This is a genomic window from Spirosoma endophyticum, assembly GCF_900112365.1.
Lineage (GTDB): Bacteria > Bacteroidota > Bacteroidia > Cytophagales > Spirosomataceae > Spirosoma > Spirosoma endophyticum.
Map to the genome: position 1 here is coordinate 136,653 of NZ_FOLQ01000002.1, position 23,130 is coordinate 159,782.

Here is a 23,130-nt window from a genome sequence, read left to right on the forward strand (position 1 = left end):
ATAGCATATTTGCTTCTTATTTGAGAAACTGTTCAAATGGATAAATATCTCAGATAGTACTAACCAAATCAAACACTTCTATGTCTAAAAAACTACTGCAAATGCGAGCGACTTTAGTGCTGGTCGGCAGTATGCTATTGGCCGTGCTCGGTGGGAGCGAAGCCATGGCACAGGTGACAACCTCTGTTATCGACGGTCAGGTGACCGACGATAAAGGTGGTGCTTTACCCGGTGCCACGGTTGTGGCCATTCACGAACCATCGGGTAGCCGGTATGGTACAACTACAAACGGCTCAGGTCGCTATACGCTTCCCGGTGTTCGCGTAGGTGGACCATTCAAAGTAACGGCTACATTCGTTGGCTTTAAGGATCAGGTTGTCGAGGGGGTCTTTACAAATCTGGGTACATCGTCTGATGTAAGCTTCAAAATGACTGACAACAGCACTGTGTTGTCGGAAGTAGTTGTTTCAGGCAACCAGAACGGCGTTATCAGCTCTAACCGAACGGGAGCCGCTACGTCTTATGATCGGGCAACGATCAATACGATTCCAACGATTGGTCGTACAATTGCTGACGTTACCAAGTACAATGCGTACGGTAACGGTCAATCATTTGGTGGTCAGGATGCTCGTTTCAACAACATCACAATTGATGGTGCGGTTTTCAACAACGGTTTCGGTTTAGGCTCATCGGCTCAGGCGGGTGGACGTACGGGTACAACGGCTGTGTCGTTAGATGCTCTCGATGAAATACAGTTGAACGTAGCGCCTTATGACGTTCGTCAGACTGGTTTTTCGGGTGCGGGTATCAACGCCGTAACGCGCTCAGGAACGAACGATTTTTCAGGATCAGTTTATTATTTGTTCCAGAACAGTGATTTAGCTGGTAAAAAAGCTGATGGAAGAAATCTGCCTCCGGTGACTCTTGATAAAAAGACAACTGGTTTCCGCTTAGGTGGACCGATCATTAAAAACAAGTTGTTCTTCTTTGTTAACGTCGAACAATATAAGAGTAGCTCACCAGCTCTTGATTACGTAGCTGACCGGGGACCAGGAACGACAGGTAACGTATCACGTACGACAGCGGCCGACTTAGATGATCTGAGCGCGTTTATGAAAACGAATTTCAACCGTGATCTTGGGGCTATTGATAACTTCAACAACCAGGTCAAGAGTTTGAAAGGCTTAATCCGGCTTGATTATAACATTAATGACAACCATAAGCTGTCGGTACGTTATTCTCACCACGATTCTGATTCAGATCAAGCGATTAGTAACAGTAATAGTAGTAATACAGCTGGTAATGGCAACCGTACTGGTTATTCCTCTTCTGGATACTCTGGTCGAGAAGCCCTGTCTCCTCAGAATACAGGCTACAAAATTGCTGACAATACGCGCTCGTTTGCTGCCGAATTGAACTCGACGTTCGGAGGAAAATTTGCAAACAAACTGGTTGCTACGTATAACAAACAGATTGAAGACCGGACGTACCTGACAGGAGTTTTCCCTACCATCGACATTCTGAAAGATGGTACTACGTATACTTCGATTGGTTTTGATCCATTTACGCCTAACAATAAACTGAATTATTCGACCCTGAATATCACAGATAACTTTAGCTATTTCGCGGGCAAGCATACACTCACCTTTGGGCTGGCTTACGAAAAATACACGTCGAATAATGTGTTCTTCCCAGCTTCGAACGGTGTATATGTGTATAATTCCATTGCCGATTTTAAGGCAGCCGCTCTTGCGTCAATAACGAACCCAACGGCTACGACATCGCCTGTTGGTGTGGCACGTTATAACTTGCGTTATTCGTTATTGCCAGGTGGTGTGGAGCCGTTGCAGACCTTACACAGAAGCACCTATAGTGCCTACGTACAGGATGAATTTCAGATTAGCCCAACCTTTAAACTGACAGCTGGTGTTCGGGCCGATATTTTTGCGTATGATAATTCAACCGCCAAGGATTTCTACAATCCAATAGTGGGTGGACTTACCTTCAAAGATGAAAACGGAGCAAATTACGGCGTCAATACAGGTGCATTTCCCAAAGCTCGTTTACTGATTTCACCCCGCGTTGGTTTTAACTGGGATGTAAAAGGTGATAAAATGACTCAGTTGCGCGGAGGAACCGGTCTGTTTGTATCTCGTATACCAGAAGTATTGGTTTCTAACCAATTGGGAAATAACGGCGTAAATACGGCGTTGATTAGCGCTCCTGCTGGCTCAAGAGACTATCCGTTTGTTACCGATCCAAGTCTATTACCTGCTGCTGTCCGACCTAATCCAGGTAATATAAAGCTTGAAAACTTAGCTCCGTACGTCGTTAATGCTACCGATCCAAATTTGAAATATCCTACGGTTTGGAAAACGAACATCGCTATTGATCAGCGGTTGCCCTGGGGCTTAATTGGAACATTGGAAGTTATTTATAACAAAACTATTCAGGGACTTCGCTACATTGATGCTAACCTGAAAGGCCCGGATCGCGTCTTGGCTGGCCCAGATACGCGTGGACGTTTTCCTGCATCGGGCGTAACAAGCACAGGCACAGGGGCGAACAATACAGTCAATATCGCCCGTTTCTATAACACGGCTGTTACGAACGTATTTGTTCTGAAAAACACAACTGAGGGTAGCGCCTATACGTTTACGGCGAAACTTGAGAAGCCAGCCAATAATGGGTTCGGTGGCATGTTAGCCTACACGTATGGATTGGCTCGTGATTTAATGTCAGTAGGTAGTACGGTTGTTGGTAACACACCTACGGTTGCTGGTCAAAATTACTTAGGGCTATCGTATGGCGACAATGATCTGCGTCACCGGATTATTGGCTATGTTAATTACCGGATCAATTACGGCGGTAAATTTGGTGGTTCTACTACGTTCACTCTTGGCGGTACCTCTACCAGTGGTTATAAAGGGTCCTACTTATATGGTAGTGATCTGAACGGCGATGGCCAGACGAATGACCTGATTTATGTTCCTAAGACAGCCTCTGAATTGACGTTCTCTGCGTTGACTGTGGGTACTGGAGCAGCCATGCAGACGTTTTCTGTAGAACAGCAACAGGCAGCTTTCGAGTCTTACATTAACAACAACGACTATTTGAAAACTCGTCGTGGTCAGTATGCAGAACGGAATGGTGGATTTGCTCCCTGGTTAAGCCGTTTCGATTTCACGGCCATTCAGGAATTTTACATCAAAACAGGTGCCAAAGGAACACGGCACAGCATCCAGTTCCGGGCTGACATTCTGAATGTTGGTAACCTTCTTAACAACAAATGGGGTGTAGGCTGGATTCCAACAACGGCTAACCCATTAGCCATTGCTGGTGTTAATGCTGCTACAGGTTTGCCAACATACCGGCTTGCTACGCAGACCTTACCAGATGGTAGTGTTGTTTTACTAAGAGATTCGTGGGTTAAAAGCATAACGATCGATAACGTTTGGCAGGCTCAGCTTGGCGTTCGTTACTCGTTCTAATACGATTGGTCGAAGAACTGAAAATCCCCCGCACAGCTCCTGTGACGGGGGATTTTTGTTGATGTAAATTTGCGTATGAAAGTAAAACTTCTCTTTTTAATCAGTGTGCTGCTCACCAGCGAGGGAATGGCACAATCAATAAATCGTTTTCGGGATAGCCAGACGATCGATGCGTTTTTCCAATATTCGCCAGAACGGAAACGCCCGCTTATTCTGGCGCACCGGGGTGGTCCCGGACCGGCAGATACGGAAAATTCGATTATAACATTTGATAAAACAGCCAGTGCTCTTCCTGATGCCATTCTGGAAATGGACGTGCGTATGACCCGTGATAGTGGCTATGTTTTATTACATGACGCTACGTTAGATCGGGAGTCGAATGCCAAAGGAGCTGTAGCTGAACGATCACTGGCAGAGTTAAAGTCGATTCAACTCAAAACCCTTGCTGGGGAACTGACAAATCAGCACATGCCCACCTTTGCGGACGTACTGGCCTGGAATCAGAATCGCTACTTATTATCCTTGGACGTGAAGCCGGGAACTGATCCAATTCGGGTGATGGAGGTGGTGAAGAAATATAAGGCACAAAATGCCGTTTTTGTTATCTGTTATTCACTAGCCGATGCGCAGCGCGTGCGCACTACATATCCGAAGCTCTGGCTGGCTGTGGGTGTCAATAGTCTGGCTGATTTGGATAAATTTGAACGCAGTGATTTGCCCAAATCGCGGTTAATTGCCCTTACTCCCCAGAAGTTGCAACCAGTTGCCTTTTATGAACGGCTTCATAAGCTTGGCATTCTGTCGTCTGTGGGAACATACGGAACGGGCCAGCTCGATGAAAAACCAATGCAGGAAGCGGCTGCTGGCTACAGAGAGATCGTTCGACAAGGCGGAGATATACTCACTACAGATCGCCCGCTTGAGGTGTCCGGTTTATTCTGATCGCTATGTCTCTCACCCATTTACGTGTTCTTTTACTGACTCTATTGGCTGCTGGTGGCGCTTTCGCACAGCCAGTTGGGCAACCGCTTACTGTCTGGCGGGAAGGGCAACTCGATATTCACCACATTAACACGGGTCAGGGCAATGCTACGTTCGCTGTGTTGCCCGATGGCACTACGTTATTAATTGATGCCGGAGCCATTAACACGCTTGACTGGCGTACCGGAAAGCCACGTAATTTACCCGTTAAACCCACTAATGACCGGCAGGCAGGGGAGTGGATTGCCCGGTACATTCGCCAAACGCTACGTTTCCAGGCTAGCCCCGCTATCGACTACGCGATTATTACCCATTTTCATGATGACCATATGGGGTCACCGTTAAACGTGACCAAAAAATCAGTGGGAGGATACGTAGCAGCGGGCATCACGGAAGTTACCGAGTTTATTCCGGTCCGGAAAATATTGGATCGGAGCTGGCCGGATTATACCTACCCACGCCCGTTCGAGCGTGATTCGATGGTGGTCAATTATCGGCGATTCCTCACCTGGCAAATTCAGCAAAAAGGCCTTATTGCAGAGCGGTTTCAGGCTGGACGAAACGATCAGATCAAGCTACTGAATCATCCAAAGCCTTATCAAAATTCGTTTGAAATCAGGAACCTGGCCGTTAATGGCGAATTCTGGACAGGTAGGGAACAGGCCACAGAATCGCAGTTTCCAGACCTGTCGTCGATACCGGCGGCCCAGTACCCGAACGAGAATATGTGCAGCATTGCGTTACGTATCCGGTATGGAAATTTCGACTATATGTCGGGCGGTGACCTGACCGGCGTATTGCAATTTGGCGAACCGGCCTGGCATGATGTTGAAACCCCGCTAGCCAAGATTGTAGGACCAGTTGATGTACAACTGCTTGATCATCATGGTTATGAGGATTCTCAGAATGGAGCGCTACTGGCGAGTTTACGTCCGCGGGTGCTGGTCATTCCTGCCTGGGCATCGTCTCATCCGGGCCGTAAAGTCTTGGAACGAATCTACTCCGACGAATTTTATACGGGCGAACGGGATGTGTTTGCCACCAACCTCCTCGACGAAGCGAAATTGACGATTAGTGACCTGTTGCCTCGCCTAAAAAGTACATCAGGCCACGTTGTTATCCGCGTTGAACCGGCTGGCAAAACCTATACTGTTCTGGTTATAGATGATGCCGATGAGTCAATGCGCGTAAAGGCCCTATACGGCCCCTATCAGACGCAGTAAAATGAGTTTGGTACATCAGGATTAAACAGACGCATGACTCGCTAATCGATTTGTTTTCAGCATGTCGGTACCTGCCTGGTAGCCTTGAACAATCATTCGGCCAATGTCTTCGGAAGTGAATCTCATTAGATTGAGGTAGAGGGGTTCGGTAGGGCGAATGACGGTCAGGCGAAGGGGGTGCCCCTGGCTTTGCTCGCGTTCGGCAAACCGTTCGGCCCAGGCAATATCGTTGTTCACTAACTGATTGACCGTAATGTCTTTGACCCGATCCATCAAATTCAACAGGTTTCGGTAATTGAATTTCTCGTTATAAATCTTTTTGGCATGACAGGCTACGCAGGCAATTTCGGTGGCTCCATCTTCGATAGCGACACGTAGTGGAGCGACTTCCCGCATACCGCCGTCTAAAAAGGCCCGCCGATGATCGCCCCCAATTTGCACGGCTGGCATTAGAAAAGGCAGTGAGCTACTGGCGTATACATAGTCTAGAAAATTAGGGTCATGAACATCCGCGTAGCACATATCCCCTTCAATAATATCAACGGCACCGACCTTCAGTTTTACCGGACCGTTTTTAATGGCCTCCAGATTGACGTGACTGCGGATAAGGTTTTTGATGGGTGAATTGTCCAGTAAGCCATCAAAACGGCTCATAATCGTATTATAACCCATGCGAAACCGCGACCGAATTACCGCTACGTCGCTGGGTTTAGTGATATTCCTGATCCAGAACTCAATCAAATACTTACCTACTTTTACCCAGTCGACCTGGCCCGTTTCGGCTTGTTGACGGGCTGCTTCATTTGCGATGAAGGTTGCATTCAGACTCCCCACCGAAATGCCATAAAGACTGTCCGGAACAAAACCCGATTCAAAAAGTGCCATAACGGCCCCAACCTGAAAAGCACCTTTAAGGGAGCCGCCCCCCAGCACAAGCGCTTTCAACGGTAGTTGTGTTTTTGGCGGAGCGGAGTCGAGCTGCGGAACCGGCGGGATTGGATTATCAACCATAAAGAGCCTTTATTCGTGTCGGGAATGGAACACACGGGTGGAAAATTGAATCTTTTTGGACAATAAACAAAACGAATCTGTTATGGGATAGTTGTGCGAACGTAGTCTGGTTTTCAAAATGGCTTTTCGGCGTCTGCACTTTCCTTACTATACTTGCCAGAAATTTAGTCGACAGTCGTTCGTCAAACGTCGCTAGCAGTAGCGTCACCCATTGGCTGTCGACTAATGACTATCGACTACCAACTCCAATATGCCTATTACCGTTGCTGAGATACAAGCCCCAATTGCTGCCGAAATGGAGTTGTTCGAGCAGAAGTTTCGGGGTCAAATGAAAAGCGACGTCATGCTTCTCGACCAAATCATGAAGTATATCGTGAAGCGGAAGGGCAAGCAACTCCGTCCCATGTTCGTATTTCTGATGGCGGGGGTTTGTGGTCAGATTACGGAATCAACGTACCGGGGGGCGTCACTTATTGAATTACTGCATACGGCTACGCTTGTTCATGACGACGTAGTCGACGATTCCAACTACCGGCGTGGATTCTTCTCCATCAATGCACTCTGGAAAAACAAAATAGCCGTGCTCGTGGGCGATTATCTCCTGTCGCGGGGCCTGTTGCTGTCGGTAGACAATGGCGATTTTGACTTGCTTCGACTCGTTTCGACGGCCGTGCGCGAAATCAGTGAAGGCGAATTGCTTCAACTGTATAAAGCCCGTCGTCTGGACATTACCGAAACAGTTTATTATGATATTATTCGGCAGAAAACGGCTTCCCTTATTGCTGCCTGCTGTGCCGTAGGTGCCAGATCAGCCGGTGTTGACCAGGCAATTATCGAGAAGGCCCGCACGTTTGGCGAGAAAGTGGGGATTGCCTTCCAGATCAAAGACGATTTGTTCGACTACGGCACGGCCGAAGTGGGCAAGCCGCTGGGAATTGATATCAAAGAGAAAAAAATGACGTTGCCTCTCATCTATGCCCTCAACAAGGCTGGTTATTTGGAAAGGCGCCGAATTATTAACATCATTAAAAACGAAAGCGAAAAGCCAAAGAAGGTTAATGAAGTAATTGATTTCGTTAAAAATTCGGGTGGGATTGACTATGCTACCCAGGCTATGAATCACTACGTTGCCGAGGCTCAGACGCTACTGGATTCGTTCCCCGATTCTTCCTATCGGCAATCGTTGTATAAGCTGGTACAATACACCATTGACCGGAGCAAATAAAGAAAATACGCTTCTCTGGCTGCTGAACAGCAAACGACATCGGCCCTGTAATTTGTTTGTACATTTGTAGACCCAATCCTTCTAAAACGGCTATATGCGTCTTTTTTCTCCCTTTATTCTGATTGCACTGCTTACCACGTCGGTCATTGCTCAACCTAAAAAAAGTACCGTAACGATTCCTGCCTCAGGAAATGGCCAACGCCTGGCGCGGCCGAAGCTTGTTGTAGGTATTGTGGTTGATCAGATGCGGTATGATTACCTATACCGCTACTACGACAAATTTGGAACCGGTGGTTTTCGGCGGATGATGGATGGCGGGTTCAACGCCCGTAATAACCATTACCACTATGCTGCTACGTATACGGGCCCTGGTCATGCTGCTGTGTATACGGGCTCTGCTCCAGCGCTCAATGGTATTGTTGGTAACGATTTCTACGAGAGAAATCTTGGTCGGTTAATGTACTGTGCCGAAGATACCTCCGTCAGTACAGTTGGCAATACCGGAACGGCTGGTAAAATGTCGCCACGGAATCTGCTGGTGACTACCATTGGCGACCAACTTAAGCTGGCTACGGACGGGCGTGCTAAAGTTGTGGGGATTGCTCTGAAAGACCGGGGCGCTATTCTGCCGGCGGGTCACACGGCGAACGCAGCCTACTGGTTCGACTCGAAAGACGGCAATTTTATTAGCAGTACTTTTTATCAAAAGGAATTGCCTCAATGGGTCCAGGCGTTCAATGCCCGCAAATTACCTGAGCAATTCATAACCCAGAAGTGGGAGCCAACGTTAGCGGCAAATCAATACGCTGAAAGTACCCCCGATGATGAACCATACGAGGCTTCAATGGCGGGAGAAGACAAACCTGTTTTTCCACATAGCTTCGCTGTTCAGGCAGGTGGACTTAAATACGAGCCGCTACGTACCAGCCCGTATGGTGACCAGATTACCAAAGAATTTGCGCTGGCTGCCATAAAAGGTGAACAATTAGGTCAGCATGACGTAACGGATATGCTGTGCCTCAGCTTCTCTTCACCCGATTACATCGGTCATGCCTTTGGTACGCACGCGGTTGAAACAGAGGATAATTACATTCGACTCGACCGGCAGTTGGCCGATATTTTTGCGCAGCTGGACGCGACCGTTGGCAAGGGACAGTGGCTGGCGTTTTTATCCGCCGACCATGGTGCGGTTGATGCACCGGGCTTCCTACAGATGAACCGTATTCCGGCCGGAACAAGAGGCTACGGAGACATTAGCGATCTTGTAAAAAGTACGCTCGAAAAAGCGTACGGACCCGGACAATGGGTGCTGTCTTACATCAACCAGCAGATTTATCTGAACCATACATTGCTGACAGAGAAGAAGATTGCCATGCAGGACGTCTATGAGTTGTTACGTACTGTATTATTGAAGCAAAAGGCAATTGTTAACGTCATAAATCTACACAATCTCGGGGCAGAAGCGCTGCCAGAATTGCAGGCTAATCTGTTTCGAAACGTGAACCACCCGAATCGGAGTGGCGATTTCTACGTGATGCAGCCTCCGGGCTGGATTGAGGGACGTAGCAAAGGTACTACGCATGGAACCGTCTACGCTTATGATACGCACGTACCGTTTCTGCTCTATGGCTGGGGTATAAAACCCGGTCAGACCCTACGCCGGACGCACGTTCACGATATTGCCCCAACGATCACGGCGCTGTTAAGTCTTCTCGAACCCAGTGGCTGCATCGGCAACCCCGTTGAGGAAGCGATTAGTAAGTGATCGGGGCCGCCCGCGCGGTATGATGTATGGTATAGGATGTATTGATTTCGAATAGTTGTCGCAGCCTATACCATATAGCCTCCATCATACATCCCAAACAAAACTTACTTCTTTAAACCCAAAATACCGCACTTTCCCGTCGTCGGCGATGGCTAAGCGACCAGTGTCATCAACACCGATGATTATACCTCGGAAAAAGTGCCCTTCGCTCTCGAACCCATGTTCCTCCTGAAAGCGATAGAGTATCTGTAAATAATTGATTTTTAACGTATCCCGATTACCTGATCGCAATTGAAGGTAACGTTGTTCCAGCGTTTCACAGAGTCGGCTAAGCAGTCCTGGCAGGTCATACGTATTAGGAAGTGGAGCTTGTAGTTGGAGGGACGTAGCGGTTTGATAGCCAAATTCGGTCTGATTTACATTTAGACCGATGCCAACTATCGACCAGGCAATTCCGTAACCATGCAGGGTATTCTCGATTAAAATTCCGCCTAATTTCTGGTCACCAACGTAAATGTCATTGGGCCATTTGATACGTAGTGAATTGCCAACAAGTGGTTGAAGCGTATCGTATATACCCAACGAAATAGCCATGTTAAGCCAGAACTGTTCGGTAGCCGTGAGAAACGAGGGTTTGAGGATGAGCGAAAACGTTAGATTTTGTCCCGACTGAGCTTCCCACTGATTGCCACGTTGTCCACGCCCGGCCGTTTGGTTATCCGTTATGACAAGGGTTCCTTCAGCGGGGTCTGTTTGGACAATCAAAGCAGACGCTTCGTCGTTAGTAGACTGACAGCTTGGCAGGTATTGGATTTTTTGCCCAAGAAAAAGTGTTTTGGGATAGATTTTGTACAAAATAATGTGTAGTTTAGTAGTAAAGCTGATGAATGGTACTGCGAAAGTCAAGTGATCTTAACCAATGTACCCGCTGATTGGCTTATCGTGCCATGTTAAACCGAAAGCATGAGAAGTAACAAAAACCATGAGTACACCGCCGAGCAGATCCGTGACTTCGTTGTTCAGGGTATGCAGGAAAAAAAAGCGCAGGACATTGTTGTAATGGACCTGCGTAATGTTAAAAACGCCATCTGTGATTACTTCGTTCTTTGTTCGGGTAATTCTGATACGCAGATTGATTCCATCTCTACTTCCGTTGAAGAAGAAGTATATAAAGCCAGCAAACAAGATCCCTGGCATAAAGAAGGGAAATTGAACCGGGAATGGATTCTGCTGGATTATGTCGATGTAGTCGCTCACGTCTTTAAAAAAGATCGCCGGGCTTTCTATGATCTCGAACAACTTTGGGGCGATGCTGAGATTCATTTGATTCAAGATAATGAATTTACGGCTGCGTCCTGAGAGATTGAATTAGTTTGACAACGTAGTCGGCAAGCAGGTCTGTTTTGGTCCGTCTATGGGGTCGATTGACCGTCTGTCCCAAGCGTTTAGCAATAGAAACATTCATTCGCAAAACGGTGTTACCCATGTAATCCGTTTGTACAACCTGAGGAAATGGCAGAGAATAATAATAGAAATCCGTTATCACCACGTAGTGGGCCCCGTAAGCCTAACTTTCAAGGGTGGATTGTTGCGTTGCTGATTGCTGCCATTCTTGGCATTACATTCTTCAACCGGAGTTCAGCCACCCGCGAAATACCGCAGAAGCGGTTTGAGCAAATGGTGAAAGAGCATGAGGTGGCCGATGTTGTAATAGTCAATGACAAAATTGCCGAAATCACACTGACCCAACAAGCTGCTCAAAGCCCTAAATACAAAAGTTTATTCGCCGAAAAACCATATTTCGGTAGTAATCATGGGCCGCATTTTCAAATCCAGATTGCGTCTGGCGAAACCTTCAAAAAGGACCTGGATGCTATGGAGAAAGACACGCCTGCTAACGAAAAGGTTGAATACCGATTCGAACAGCGTAGTGACTTTGGTAGTATCATTAGCACTTGGGGTTTCCTGATCGTGATGATTCTAGCCATGTATTTCCTGCTTGGCCGGATGTCGGGCGCGGGTGGACCGGGTGGCCAGATTTTCAATATCGGGAAATCAAAAGCTGCGCTGTTCGACGCTGATAATAAGGTGAAAATCACCTTCAATGACGTAGCAGGTCTGGATGAAGCTAAGGAGGAAATTAAGGAAATCGTTGACTACCTGAAAAATCCGACCAAATTCACCAAGCTGGGCGCAAAAATTCCCAAAGGAGCTTTGCTTATCGGCCCTCCGGGTACGGGTAAAACCTTGCTGGCGAAGGCTGTAGCAGGTGAAGCGGCTGTACCGTTCTTTTCACTGTCGGGTTCCGACTTCGTGGAGATGTTCGTTGGGGTAGGAGCTGCCCGTGTACGTGACTTGTTCAAGCAAGCGAAAGAGAAAGCGCCCTGTATCATCTTTATCGATGAGATTGATGCTGTAGGCCGCTCACGCGGACGCGGTTCAATGCCGGGTGCTAACGATGAGCGTGAGAATACGCTGAACTCGTTGCTGGTTGAAATGGATGGTTTCGCTACCGATTCAGGGATTATTATCTTGGCGGCTACCAACCGTCCCGACGTACTTGATTCGGCTCTGCAACGCCCTGGCCGTTTTGACCGCCAGATCAGCATTGACAAGCCAGATATTATCGGTCGCGAAGCAATCTTCCGGGTGCATTTGAAACCAATCAAATTGTCAAACGATGTTGACCCAAGAGAACTGGCTGCGCAAACACCCGGTTTTGCGGGCGCAGAAATCGCGAACGTTTGTAATGAAGCAGCCCTGATTGCCGCACGTAGCGATAAGGAATCTGTTGACATGAAGGACTTTCAGGATGCCATGGATCGCGTAATCGGTGGTTTGGAGAAGAAGAATAAAATCATCTCTCCAGACGAGAAAGAAATCGTTGCCTACCATGAAGCAGGTCACGCGGTGGCTGGCTGGTTCCTGGAGCATGCTGATCCCCTCGTTAAGGTGACCATTGTGCCACGTGGCGTATCGGCGCTTGGTTACGCACAATACCTGCCGCGTGAACAGTATCTGTATCGCACCGAACAGCTTATGGACGAAATGTGTATGGCGTTGGGTGGCCGGGCAGCAGAAGACCTGATTTTTGGTAAAGTGTCGACAGGTGCGTTGAGCGATCTGGAGCGAATTACCAAACTGGCCTACAGCATGGTGACGATGTATGGGATGAATGATAAAATCGGAAACATATCATTCTACGATTCCAAGCAGTCAGACTACAACTTCAACAAGCCGTATTCTGAGGAAACTGCCAAGTACATCGACCAGGAAGTTCGGGACATCGTCGCTATGGCCTATACACGCACGAAGGAGATGCTGACAGAGCACCGTGACGCCTTGGAAATTTTGGCTAAGGAATTACTTGAGAAAGAGATTCTTTATCAAAATGATCTCGTCCGATTGATTGGTAAGCGTCCGTTTGAACGTGAGACTGTCTATCAGGCCTACAAAAACAAAGGTGTCGCTGAAGAGATTAAGGAAGAGATCGGAAAGGAATCTAAACCTGCCGAAACAGAACCTGAATCCATTGCCGATATACTTTAAGTAATCACAAAAAAGAGGGCTATGCTGCAAAGTGTAGCCCTCTTTTTTTGTGATTATTTCTTTCCCAGCTCAATTACCTGCATATCGGTGATCTGACGATCCTGGAGCGTAAACCGAATAGCGGTTCGCATGATATGGAAACCAGTTTTCCCCGCTGCACCTGGGTTAAGATAAAGCAGATTATGCATGGTTGGGTCGCGCTTTACCTTTAAAATATGGGAATGACCGCAAACAAAAATATCGGGTAGATTCACTTGTAACTGTGGTCGGACTTGAGGGTTGTATTTTGGTGGAGCCCCGCCAATATGCGTTATCCAAACGTCCAGCCCTTCGAGCAAAAAGCGTTGATTTAGGGGTAAGGCATTAGTCTCATTGTCGATATTCCCGCTTACGATGCGCAACGGGCGAAAAGCTTGTAGTTGTTCTACAATAGTAAGGTCACCTATGTCACCCGCGTGCCACAGCTCATCACAGTTGTCAAAATGAGTGAAAATTTTCGGATCGAGATAACTGTGTGTATCTGAAAGTAAGCCAATACGTGTCATAAAACAGGTTGTAATGGAAGACCGACGGGCCGGTTTCTACGCAGACTGAACGCCCAAAATTAAGTCTTTCATTTCGCTTCGGATTCGTTTTTTGTCAATTTTACCGACGCTCGTTTTAGGAATCTCCGGCACGAACAGGATTCGATCGGGTACGTACCATTTATGCAATTCTCCCCTTTCCACCTTCGCCTGTAAATTTGCTTTGACTCCCTCAGTGGTTAGTGTATACCCAGGTTTTTGAACGATAAGCGCATGAGGGCGTTCGCCCCAACGGTCGTCGGGCAGACCAACAACGGCAGATTCGGCTACGCCGTCAACCTGGGACAATACATCTTCCATATCGAGGGACGATACCCATTCACCCCCGGTTTTGATCACATCTTTGGTCCGATCTGCAATGATAACCCAGTTGTCGGGTGTGACACTGGCTACGTCGCCCGTATGTAGCCAACCCCCTTTCCAAAGGTCAGCTCCTCGTTCAGGATCTTCGTAGTACCCTTGCGTAAGCCACGGCCCACGGGCCACAATTTCACCAAGTGAGTGACCGTCGTGCGGAACAAAGTTTCCATCGTCGTCCATCAGTCGCATATCTATAAAAGGCGAAATTCGTCCTGCTCTCGTGCGTAATTCTAATTGGTCCGCTGTCGGGAGTGCCTTCTCCTGCTCGTTCAAATATCCAACGGCCATAACAGGTGCTGTTTCTGACATGCCATAACCTGACATTACGGTTATGCCCAATTCTGTAGCTGCTTTTGCTAACCCTTTTGTTAGGGCTGAACCACCAATGAGAACTTTCCAACGGCTAAGATTCTCCCGGTATTTCTCAGCCGCTGGGCTGCTGACAAGCATATTCAGGATTGTGGGTACACAATGCGATAATGTTACTTCTTCGGTAATAAGCAGCTTAAGCAGTAGTTCGGGTTCGTAGCGACCGGGATAAACCTGCTTCGCCGACATCATAGTAGCTAAGAAGGGAAATCCCCACGCGTGGACATGGAACATGGGCGTAATAGGCATATATACGTCTGAAGACCCTCTGAATGGCATAGCTTCGTAACCGATAATGTAGGTCAGGAGGCCCATCGTATGCATAAACAACTGCCGGTGGGAGAAGTAAACACCTTTTGGGTTTCCTGTCGTACCCGTAGTATAGAAGCTCGTCGCCCATGTATTTTCGTCAAAATCAGGGAAGTCATACTCGGATGGCGCATTAGTTAACAATGCTTCATATTCTCCCAAAAAGTCAGTTGGTATATCGCTTAGCCGATTTATGGTGGTTGATCCCGTGTACACTTTGTCGCTGAGAATGATGTAGTTTTCAACGGTAGTAAGCTGGCTTTTTATAGCCGTCAAAATCGGCAGGAAATCCTCATGAATCAGCACAACTTTATCGTTTGCATGATTCATCGTGAACAGAATCTGCGCTGGCGACAGGCGGACATTGACTGTATGCAGGATGGCACCAACGCTTGTCACCCCAAAGAAGCATTCAAGATACCGATGACTATCCCAGTCTAGCACTGCCACCGTATCGCCCGGCGCGACACCTGAGTCTGCCAGTACGTTAGCCAACTGCCGAACCCTCCGATTGAAGTCCACGTAGTTCATGCGGAATAAATTCCGGTAAACTATCTCGCGCTGTGGTTCATATCTGAGTGACTGAGCTAACAACGTTTTTATGAGCATTGGTGGCTCTTGAGCTTCGGCGGTTCGGGGAATCAATCGTGTTTGAATCATGCTTGAGAACGTTTTCACCTATAAAACGCAGGAATTAAAGGTAGGATTGAATAATGTAAAGAAAAAATAGTAATTCGTAGAAATGATTACACCAAATTAGGGTAGGCATCTGCGTCTACACGTAATTGATAAGGTTTAGATAATCTAATTTGTACAGACTACTCTGTTGCATAAAGAAGCAGGCAGCCCAACTAAATGGGCTGCCTGCTTCTTTTATAATTGTGTGAGTTAGAACGCGGTGTTACAGTAGTAATCCGGCAATAGTGGCCGACATGTAGCTGGCTAACGTACCACAGATAAGCGCTTTAAAACCCAATTTGGCCAAATCGCTTCGACGATGTGGGGCTAGCTCGCCGATACCGCCTACCTGGATGGCAATCGAGCTAAAATTGGCAAAACCGCAGAGAGCGAAACTAACAATGGCAATTGTTTTTGGGTCGAGAGTTGGTTTGAGTTTTACCAGTTCTAAGTAAGCGACAAACTCGTTGACCACCATTTTGGTACCCATCAGGGCTCCGGCCGTTTCGATATCTTTACCCGGTACGCCCATTGCCCAGGCGAAAATCGAAAAGAACTTACCCAACAAGAAATTCAGACTTAGGTTATCCATTCCCAGGACGTAGAACCCCACCTTAAATAATAAACTATCAATAAGTGCAATGAGGGCGATGAAACCAATAAGCATGGCTATAACATTGAAACCAACCTTTAGACCTTCACTAGCTCCGGAAGCAATAGCGTCCAGCAGGTTAGCATGGGCTTTTTTGATTTCTACCTTCACTGTTCCCTGTGTTTCTGAAACTTGTGTTTCAGGCATTACAATCTTGCTGATGACCAGCGCGCCTGGTGCCGCCATGATACTGGCTGCTAACAGATAAGGAGCCGGTACACCAAGTGAAATATACACGGCCAGAACACCACCCGCAATACAGGCAAACGAACCCGTCATGCTGGCCAGCAATTCGGAGTTGGTCATACCGTTGAGATACGGTTTGATCATGATCTGCGCTTCGACCTGCCCTACGAACGTACTGGCCACGTTTGAGAGTGCTTCGGCACCACTCACACCCATCAGCCACTTCATAGCCTTGGCCATCACGGCTACCACTCGTTGCATTATGCCCAGGTGGTAGAATATATTGACCAGCACGGCCACGAAAATAATCGTCGGAATAACTTTGAAAAAGAAAATAAAATCATTCCCAGGACCAAAAGCCTTTTGAAGAACGTCTGGTCTAACCAGTGATGAAAAGACGAACTCTGCCCCCTGGTTCGCCTTTTGGAGTAGCCGGTCAACGTAGTAGCCGAGTCCCTGGAAAAGATTCCGTCCAACGTCGGTTTTCAAGACGAATATGGCCAGACTAAACTGGAGAGCAAGTCCGACACCGACAGTACGATAATTTATTGCTTTACGATTATTGGAGAGAGCATAGGCGACGCCCAGAATTAAAACAATGCCAATTAGTCCGGTAAAACGCTCCATTCAGTGATGATACAATTACAGTTAGGTCGGCTAAGATACAAAAAGTAGGCAAGGAACATGCCCATAGAAAGGGAGCAGCACGAAAACAGGCATAGTTAACGAATAATATTCGTTAACTATGCCTGTTGGCTTATGGGACAATCTGTCTAGAGTAGTGTTGACAGATCAAGCGAAAAATTTGGTAATACGTCTTCACCAGATAACAAACCTAAGCCAACTATTTGCTGTGGCGCCTGTTTTGCTCGGTAGACGTACGTTATTTGATTGGATAGGTCAATTAACCAACCCAACTGACAACCGTTATCCATCCAATCATCCATCTTTTCAAGACAATCTTTTAGGCGATCAGATTGGGAACGTAATTCAAGGACGAAATCCGGGCAGATTGGTACGATTTTTTTGCGTTGTTCAGGTGTTAGTTCGTCCCAGCGACTTTGGGAAATGGCAGAAACATCGGGTGACATAATAGACGTATCGGAAAGCCGGAAAGCAGTCGATGAGTCGAAAAACTTGCCGAATTTGACCTCTCGATTCCATATACCAAAAGTGACGTTTAATTCAAAATTATTATTACCTGTCTCTCCACCTGTATTGGCCATAAATACAATGTCACCGTTTTTTCGGCGCTCAAACTTCAGGTCCGGGTTGTCCTGACAAAAACGAGTGAACTCATCATCGTTCATTCGTAAATCTTCCGGCAAATGCACCCGTATTGACTCCATACCGTAGTGAACAAAATCAGTCTTAAAGATACGCTATCTACAGCTAAATATTGGCGATGGCTCGCTCGGCACCTTCCTGGTATTCTTCCTCAATCTTGGCTACTTCAGACGGTTTAATTTCCAAATCGAATAACTTAGCTGCCTGAACTTCTTTATCCGTCACATCGAAGAACCGCTGGTGCATATTGAATGGCTTACCACCCTCCGGTACGTCGCATTTCTTAAAATCACCGTCTTCTTTCAACTCATACGCATTGACATTGTCGAGCAGATTGTAATGCAGGATCAGGATGGCCTGTTTAGTTACACGAGGGTCTGCCAAATAAAATAACGATTCGATGCGTCGGTCGAAACTACGTACCATCACGTCAGCGCTGCCCCCATATACTTTGGGATCGCCATTATTGTGGAAATAGTATATCCGGGTGTGCTCCAGGAAATCGCCTACAATGGATCGAACAGTAATGTTGTCGCTTAGTCCTGCCCGCTGCGGACGCAGGCAGCAAATACTACGTACAATCAGCCGGATAGGTACACCCGCCTGCGATGCTTTATACAGTTCATCAATTACCTGCTTATCTTCCAGGGAGTTGGCTTTAATACAGATTCCACTCGCTAAACCACGTTGCGCATTGTCGGCTTCTATCCGGATTAATCGCAGCAATTGTTCGCGCATGTCGCGTGGGGCTGTGATCAGGTACTGGTATTCGTTTGGGACGGAGTGACCCGTGATCACATTAAAAAACTCCGAAATGTCGTGTGTGTACGTTTCGTTAGTTGTTAGCAGCCCAATATCCGTGTACAGCTTTGAGGTATCTTCATTGTAGTTACCGGTGGCCATGTGCGCATAACGCACCACGCGACTGCCTTCGTTACGTACTACCAGCAGCAGTTTCGTGTGCGTTTTGAAGCGGCTGATTCCGTAAATAACGAAGCACCCTGCTTTTTGCAATCGTTGCGCTTCGCGGATGTTATTCTCTTCATCAAAACGAGCTTTCACCTCGAACAGGACCGATACGTGCTTGCCGTTTTCGGCGGCTTTCAGCAGGGCCTCAGTAATACGTGACCGTTTCGCCAGCCGATAGACCGTAATTTTGATAGCCAGTACGTTCGGATCTTCAGCAGCCTGCTCGAGCAACTGCAGCACAGGCTCGAAGTTGTTGTACGGGTGATGTAGCAGCAAATCACGCTGCTTTATAATCTCGAAAATATCGTCGTTTTTGTCGCGTCCTAAACCCAATGGCGGTACCGGCGCGTGGGGGAGAGGCATATCATCTTTGAACTCCGGGTTACCAATGATCTGCCAGAAAGCCGAAAAGTCGAGTAACGTATCCGACTCGAAGATGTTCAGGTCATCAATTTCCCAGCGTTTCTTCAGCAGGTTTAGCATCCAGGGCGAAGGAATCTCGCCGTTGCCGTTGGTCTCGATCTCAAGTCGCGTTACGCGTCCAAGCCGCCGGTTTTTGATTTTCTGCCGAACCTCATCAATGAAATCTACTTCGTCGTCGTCGTTTTCATCAAGGGTGAAATCACCGTTACGGGTAATGCGGAACAGATTTACCGAAATCGTCTCGACGTTACGGTAGAGTTTCTTGATATTTTGCCGGACTACTTCTTCAATGGGTACGAAGGCAATCGAGTCTTCCCGTTCAAACGATACAAACCGGGGTAAATTAGCGGGAATTTGCACAAACGAGAGCCGTTGCCGGTCGTCTTCATCTTCCGAACGTAAACTTTTAATCTCCGATCCGTCGGGATTTTGTGTGACAACTCCAAAAATCAACACTTTAGCGAGCAGCACCGGAAAGGTGTGCGTATAATCATAAAGCATTGGCGTTAGGGTCGGGTAGATAGCCCGGTCGAAATAATCCGTTGCTTCAACTTGTTCGGCTTCGGTCAGGCTTTCATAGCCAATTAGTTCGAGGCCATTTTCCACGAACAAAGGCAACAATTGCTCCGAAAAAACAGATTGTTGATCCTGAAAAAACTGATGAGATGCCGTATAGAGGGCTTTGCGAAAGGGCACTTCGCGGAGACCTGAGTAATCAATACGTTGTTTGTGGTAATCGAGGTAGTTGTACAGGCTTCCGACACGAATCATAAAAAATTCGTCGAGGTTCGAGGCTGAAATCGCCAGAAACTTCAACCGTTCCATGAGTGTCCGGTTCGTGCTGCGGGCCTGATCCAACACACGCTCATTAAACTTTAACCAACTTAAATCACGACTGAGGTAATCACTTTGGTCAATTACACTGCTTACTTTCTCACTAACTTTTGCCATTTTATCGGTAACCGGGACGGGCGCATTGGCCTGCCGATTCGTGAATCGAGAAACCAGATTGCCCAGTATCGTACGATTGGGGTTGAAGGAATAACGCATACTCGTTTAAAGCTTTGAAGTAAAACAAAAAAGCGGGCATTTCAGCCCGCTTTATGTTATCATTCGGTTAAACATCCACTCGGGCATATTTTGCATTTCGTTCGATGAACTCTCGTCTTGGCGCTACTTCGTCACCCATCAGGGTTGAAAAGACGTGGTCAGCGTCAGCAGCAGACTCCACCGTAACAATTTTCAGGGTACGCGAATCTGGGTTCATCGTCGTACTCCAAAGTTGTTCGGCATTCATTTCCCCCAGACCTTTATACCGCTGTACACCTACGTTCTCTTCTCGACCCGATCCTGCTAGTTCCTTAACAGCCGCTTCGCGCTGCGCTTCAGTCCAGCAATAGCGCTCTTCCTTTCCTTTCTTAACCAGATACAGGGGTGGTTGAGCAATATAAATGTAACCGTTGTCGATCAGGGCCTTCATGTTGCGATAGAACAGCGTCAGAATCAATGTTCGGATGTGGCTACCATCAACGTCGGCATCGGTCATGATGATGATTTTGTGATACCGTAGTTTATCTAAGTTCATCACCGTTTCATCGTCTTTCTTTTCGAGCCGCACGCCCAGTGCCGTCCAGATATTTTTGATTTCTTCGTTTTCGTAAATCCTATGCTCCATCGCCTTCTCAACGTTCAGGATCTTACCACGTAGTGGCAGAATCGCCTGAAATGCCCGATTGCGGCCTTGTTTGGCCGTACCACCAGCGGAGTCACCCTCTACGAGGTATAATTCGCACTTCTCGGGGTCTGTATCAGAGCAGTCAGCCAGTTTGCCAGGCAAACCCATGCCACCCATGAAATCCTTCCGATCGGTCATGATGCGCTTGTAGGCCAAATCGGCAGCAATCCGCGCCTGCGCTGATACAAGCACTTTTTTAACAATACCCGCGGCTGTTTTTGGGTTTTCTTCAAGCCATGTTTCGAGCAGGTCGGCCATCGCCTGGCTTACGGCACTCACTACGTCCTGGTTACCCAGTTTCGTTTTGGTCTGGCCTTCAAACTGAGGTTCCTGAACTTTCACCGAAATAACGGCAGTCAGTCCTTTCCGGAAATCCTCACCACTGAACGGCACCTTGCCCGAGTTCTTGGGCAACACCCCCGGATTTTTATCGGCGTAGTTTTTCAGCACGCGTGTCAGCGCCGAACGGAAGCCCTGCACGTGTGTACCGCCCTCGTGGGTATTGATATTGTTAACATACGACAATACGTTTTCTCCAGCCTCGTAGTTGTATACCAGCGCAACCTGAACAGGTGTCGATCCCTTGGTGCTTTCCATGTAGATCGGTTTCATACCATCGAGGGCAGGGCGCGTTTCGTCCAGAAACTGTACGAACTCAACCAAACCACCTTCCGAAAAGAAATCGTCATGGCGAACGGGCTCACCGTTTTCGTCCAGTTCGCGCAGGTCGTTCAGGAAAATATGAATGCCTTTATTCAAATAGGCCAGTTCGCGCAGACGACCTGCTACGGTATCGTACTTATAAACGGTATCCGTGAAGATACTACCGTCGGGCTTGAAGTGCGTTCGTGTGCCCGTATCATCGGCATCGCCAATGATGCGTACATCATATTGAGGAATACCGATTTTATACTCCTGTTCAAAAATTTTGCCTTCGCGGTGAACTTCAACACGTAGGTCGGTCGAGAGGGCGTTCACGCAGGATACGCCGACGCCGTGCAGACCACCGGATACTTTGTAGGTGTCTTTATCGAATTTGCCCCCAGCGTGCAGCATGGTCATCGCCATCTGAAGGGCCGAAACGCCCATCTTGGTGTTGATACCGGTAGGAATCCCCCGGCCATTATCCTGCACAGTAACTGAGTTGTCGGCGTTAATCGTTACGGTAATTTTGTCGCAGTAGCCTGCCAGGGCTTCGTCAATGGAATTATCAACGACCTCCCAAATCAGGTGGTGCAACCCGCGGGTACCTACGTCTCCTATGTACATGGATGGACGTTTGCGGACAGCTTCCAGACCTTCTAACACCTGAATGTTATCGGCACCATAGTTGCCTAACGCAGTTTCAACGGGGGCGTCTGCTTCAATTAATTCGTTGGTCATATCAAAATAGAGAAATGTCGGAAATTTGTTGTTCAGGGCTCAGTAAACGTCCCTTTCAAGGGACATTTAATAGATTGTAAAAATACAAAAAAATATCATCTTTTCCTACCGTATTTAGCAAGATTGCTTTAATATACAAAAAAATGTTTTCATCCCCAAACCATTGGATAAATTATAGCTTTTAAGCGCTTTACTATCCCTTTTGTTATAATTTACGGATGCACAACCGCAGAGTAGACAACCGAAAAAAGGATTTTTTAACCCCTGTTTACCAGATCGTTGTTTCTCGAAAAAGTATCATTGTGCCTAACACAGGACTGCCTTCTGATAAGCCTAAATTGCTACGTTGTAAGTTGAGCTTATTTCTACTGGAATCCAGCGATACAAGCACGCAGCAAACGAAAAATTGGTATAAAAAATAAGGCCGAATCGCATTGATTCGGCCTTCGTACTACGTAGTGAAAAAGTCGTTAATCTTCGGGATATGGAATGTAGACAAAGCCCGCAAAATCGCCGTGTACCACAAACAAACAGCAGTATTCATCCGGCGCTTTGTAGTTCTCTTTCCACAAGTCGATAGAATTCGACCCAATCAGTTCGCGCTGGATAAACTCATCGACGAACGAGGCCTTATAATTCCATTTGTTCTCGATTTCATCGGCAGCAATCAGAAGCTGGCCGACGGGTATTTCACGGCGTGACGCCACAAAGACCGGATAGTCCGAAAAACCACGTTTCCGAATTTGGTACGAGGCTTCTTTCAGTTGATCGGCAACTTTGACGAAATCCGACGAAATCGCACCCATCAATTCTCGGTTGACATCGTATGAGTTCGCGTCGTCGAGGAGCGTATTTTCGTTGCTATGGTTAATCATAAAATCAGTTGATAGTCAATAGTCGTCAGTCAATAGTCCATAGTTAACTGTTTACAACTAGTTACTGATGACTAT

The 23,130-nt window shown here is 47.3% G+C and carries 16 protein-coding genes; 7 read left to right on the plus strand and 9 right to left on the minus strand.

Features of this window, described 5'->3' with window-relative positions; all coding sequences use genetic code 11:
- Positions 1 to 80: 80 nt before the first annotated feature.
- From BM202_RS05665 to BM202_RS05675, 3 genes are all read left to right on the plus strand, one after another.
- Positions 81 to 3,491: a TonB-dependent receptor gene (locus tag BM202_RS05665; protein ID WP_093823898.1), complete on the plus strand. Its 3,411-nt coding sequence runs from the start codon at positions 81 to 83 to the stop codon at positions 3,489 to 3,491.
- Between the two features lie 75 nt (positions 3,492 to 3,566).
- Positions 3,567 to 4,433 (plus strand): glycerophosphodiester phosphodiesterase family protein, encoded by an 867-nt coding sequence (locus BM202_RS05670; RefSeq protein ID WP_093823900.1) that lies wholly within the window; start codon positions 3,567 to 3,569, stop codon positions 4,431 to 4,433.
- Positions 4,434 to 4,438: 5 nt separating this feature from the next.
- A complete protein-coding gene (locus tag BM202_RS05675) occupies positions 4,439 to 5,695 on the plus strand; it encodes a ComEC/Rec2 family competence protein (protein ID WP_093823902.1) in 1,257 nt (418 codons plus the stop codon).
- 21 nt (positions 5,696 to 5,716) lie between these two features.
- Here BM202_RS05675 and BM202_RS05680 read toward each other — a convergent pair whose 3' ends face one another.
- The gene (locus BM202_RS05680) at positions 5,717 to 6,706 is read right to left on the minus strand and encodes a patatin-like phospholipase family protein (RefSeq protein ID WP_093823905.1); all 990 of its coding nucleotides are present in this window, start codon (positions 6,704 to 6,706) and stop codon (positions 5,717 to 5,719) included.
- A gap of 250 nt (positions 6,707 to 6,956) precedes the next feature.
- Here BM202_RS05680 and BM202_RS05685 point away from each other — a divergent pair, with 250 nt between their 5' ends.
- Positions 6,957 to 7,931 carry a polyprenyl synthetase family protein gene (locus tag BM202_RS05685; RefSeq protein ID WP_093823906.1) on the plus strand — a complete coding sequence of 325 codons (975 nt, stop codon included), beginning with the start codon at positions 6,957 to 6,959 and terminating at the stop codon, positions 7,929 to 7,931.
- Between the two features lie 94 nt (positions 7,932 to 8,025).
- A complete protein-coding gene (gene pafA / locus BM202_RS05690; RefSeq protein WP_093823909.1) occupies positions 8,026 to 9,696 on the plus strand; it encodes an alkaline phosphatase PafA in 1,671 nt (556 codons plus the stop codon).
- 84 nt (positions 9,697 to 9,780) lie between these two features.
- Here the strand turns inward: pafA and BM202_RS05695 are convergent, their stop codons facing one another.
- On the minus strand, positions 9,781 to 10,551 hold the full coding sequence (locus tag BM202_RS05695) for a biotin--[acetyl-CoA-carboxylase] ligase (RefSeq protein WP_093823911.1): 771 nt from the start codon (positions 10,549 to 10,551) through the stop codon (positions 9,781 to 9,783).
- Positions 10,552 to 10,659: 108 nt separating this feature from the next.
- Between BM202_RS05695 and rsfS the strand changes: the two genes are divergently transcribed.
- Complete coding sequence (gene rsfS / locus BM202_RS05700; protein WP_093823913.1) at positions 10,660 to 11,055, plus strand: ribosome silencing factor; 396 nt, start codon at positions 10,660 to 10,662, stop codon at positions 11,053 to 11,055.
- A 153-nt stretch (positions 11,056 to 11,208) separates the two neighbouring features.
- Positions 11,209 to 13,245: an ATP-dependent zinc metalloprotease FtsH gene (ftsH, locus tag BM202_RS05705; protein WP_093823915.1), complete on the plus strand. Its 2,037-nt coding sequence runs from the start codon at positions 11,209 to 11,211 to the stop codon at positions 13,243 to 13,245.
- Between the two features lie 53 nt (positions 13,246 to 13,298).
- Here the strand turns inward: ftsH and BM202_RS05710 are convergent, their stop codons facing one another.
- The 7 genes from BM202_RS05710 to BM202_RS05740 form a co-directional block, all read right to left on the minus strand.
- Complete coding sequence (locus BM202_RS05710) at positions 13,299 to 13,790, minus strand: metallophosphoesterase family protein (RefSeq protein ID WP_093823917.1); 492 nt, start codon at positions 13,788 to 13,790, stop codon at positions 13,299 to 13,301.
- Between the two features lie 36 nt (positions 13,791 to 13,826).
- A complete protein-coding gene (locus BM202_RS05715) occupies positions 13,827 to 15,527 on the minus strand; it encodes a fatty acid--CoA ligase (protein ID WP_093823919.1) in 1,701 nt (566 codons plus the stop codon).
- Between the two features lie 241 nt (positions 15,528 to 15,768).
- Complete coding sequence (locus BM202_RS05720) at positions 15,769 to 17,010, minus strand: NupC/NupG family nucleoside CNT transporter (RefSeq protein WP_093823921.1); 1,242 nt, start codon at positions 17,008 to 17,010, stop codon at positions 15,769 to 15,771.
- 146 nt (positions 17,011 to 17,156) lie between these two features.
- Positions 17,157 to 17,693 (minus strand): Uma2 family endonuclease, encoded by a 537-nt coding sequence (locus BM202_RS05725; RefSeq protein WP_218160519.1) that lies wholly within the window; start codon positions 17,691 to 17,693, stop codon positions 17,157 to 17,159.
- An 82-nt stretch (positions 17,694 to 17,775) separates the two neighbouring features.
- Positions 17,776 to 20,112, minus strand: coding sequence for a polyphosphate kinase 1 (gene ppk1, locus BM202_RS05730; protein ID WP_093823925.1), 2,337 nt, complete (start codon positions 20,110 to 20,112; stop codon positions 17,776 to 17,778).
- 67 nt (positions 20,113 to 20,179) lie between these two features.
- Positions 20,180 to 22,180: a DNA topoisomerase (ATP-hydrolyzing) subunit B gene (gene gyrB / locus BM202_RS05735; protein WP_093823927.1), complete on the minus strand. Its 2,001-nt coding sequence runs from the start codon at positions 22,178 to 22,180 to the stop codon at positions 20,180 to 20,182.
- Positions 22,181 to 22,650: 470 nt separating this feature from the next.
- Positions 22,651 to 23,055 carry a hypothetical protein gene (locus BM202_RS05740; protein ID WP_093823929.1) on the minus strand — a complete coding sequence of 135 codons (405 nt, stop codon included), beginning with the start codon at positions 23,053 to 23,055 and terminating at the stop codon, positions 22,651 to 22,653.
- Positions 23,056 to 23,130 lie beyond the last annotated feature (75 nt).

Bases quoted from the DNA above. Each gene is read 5' to 3' on its own strand.
- BM202_RS05665 (WP_093823898.1), top strand. From the start codon at position 81: ATGTCTAAAAAACTACTGCAAATGCGAGCGACTTTAGTGCTGGTCGGC.
- BM202_RS05670 (WP_093823900.1), top strand. From the start codon at position 3,567: ATGAAAGTAAAACTTCTCTTTTTAATCAGTGTGCTGCTCACCAGCGAG.
- BM202_RS05675 (WP_093823902.1), top strand. From the start codon at position 4,439: ATGTCTCTCACCCATTTACGTGTTCTTTTACTGACTCTATTGGCTGCT.
- BM202_RS05680 (WP_093823905.1), bottom strand. From the start codon at position 6,706: ATGGTTGATAATCCAATCCCGCCGGTTCCGCAGCTCGACTCCGCTCCG.
- BM202_RS05685 (WP_093823906.1), top strand. From the start codon at position 6,957: ATGCCTATTACCGTTGCTGAGATACAAGCCCCAATTGCTGCCGAAATG.
- pafA (WP_093823909.1), top strand. From the start codon at position 8,026: ATGCGTCTTTTTTCTCCCTTTATTCTGATTGCACTGCTTACCACGTCG.
- rsfS (WP_093823913.1), top strand. From the start codon at position 10,660: ATGAGAAGTAACAAAAACCATGAGTACACCGCCGAGCAGATCCGTGAC.
- ftsH (WP_093823915.1), top strand. From the start codon at position 11,209: ATGGCAGAGAATAATAATAGAAATCCGTTATCACCACGTAGTGGGCCC.
- BM202_RS05710 (WP_093823917.1), bottom strand. From the start codon at position 13,790: ATGACACGTATTGGCTTACTTTCAGATACACACAGTTATCTCGATCCG.
- BM202_RS05715 (WP_093823919.1), bottom strand. From the start codon at position 15,527: ATGATTCAAACACGATTGATTCCCCGAACCGCCGAAGCTCAAGAGCCA.
- BM202_RS05720 (WP_093823921.1), bottom strand. From the start codon at position 17,010: ATGGAGCGTTTTACCGGACTAATTGGCATTGTTTTAATTCTGGGCGTC.
- BM202_RS05725 (WP_218160519.1), bottom strand. From the start codon at position 17,693: ATGAACGATGATGAGTTCACTCGTTTTTGTCAGGACAACCCGGACCTG.
- ppk1 (WP_093823925.1), bottom strand. From the start codon at position 20,112: ATGCGTTATTCCTTCAACCCCAATCGTACGATACTGGGCAATCTGGTT.
- gyrB (WP_093823927.1), bottom strand. From the start codon at position 22,180: ATGACCAACGAATTAATTGAAGCAGACGCCCCCGTTGAAACTGCGTTA.
- BM202_RS05740 (WP_093823929.1), bottom strand. From the start codon at position 23,055: ATGATTAACCATAGCAACGAAAATACGCTCCTCGACGACGCGAACTCA.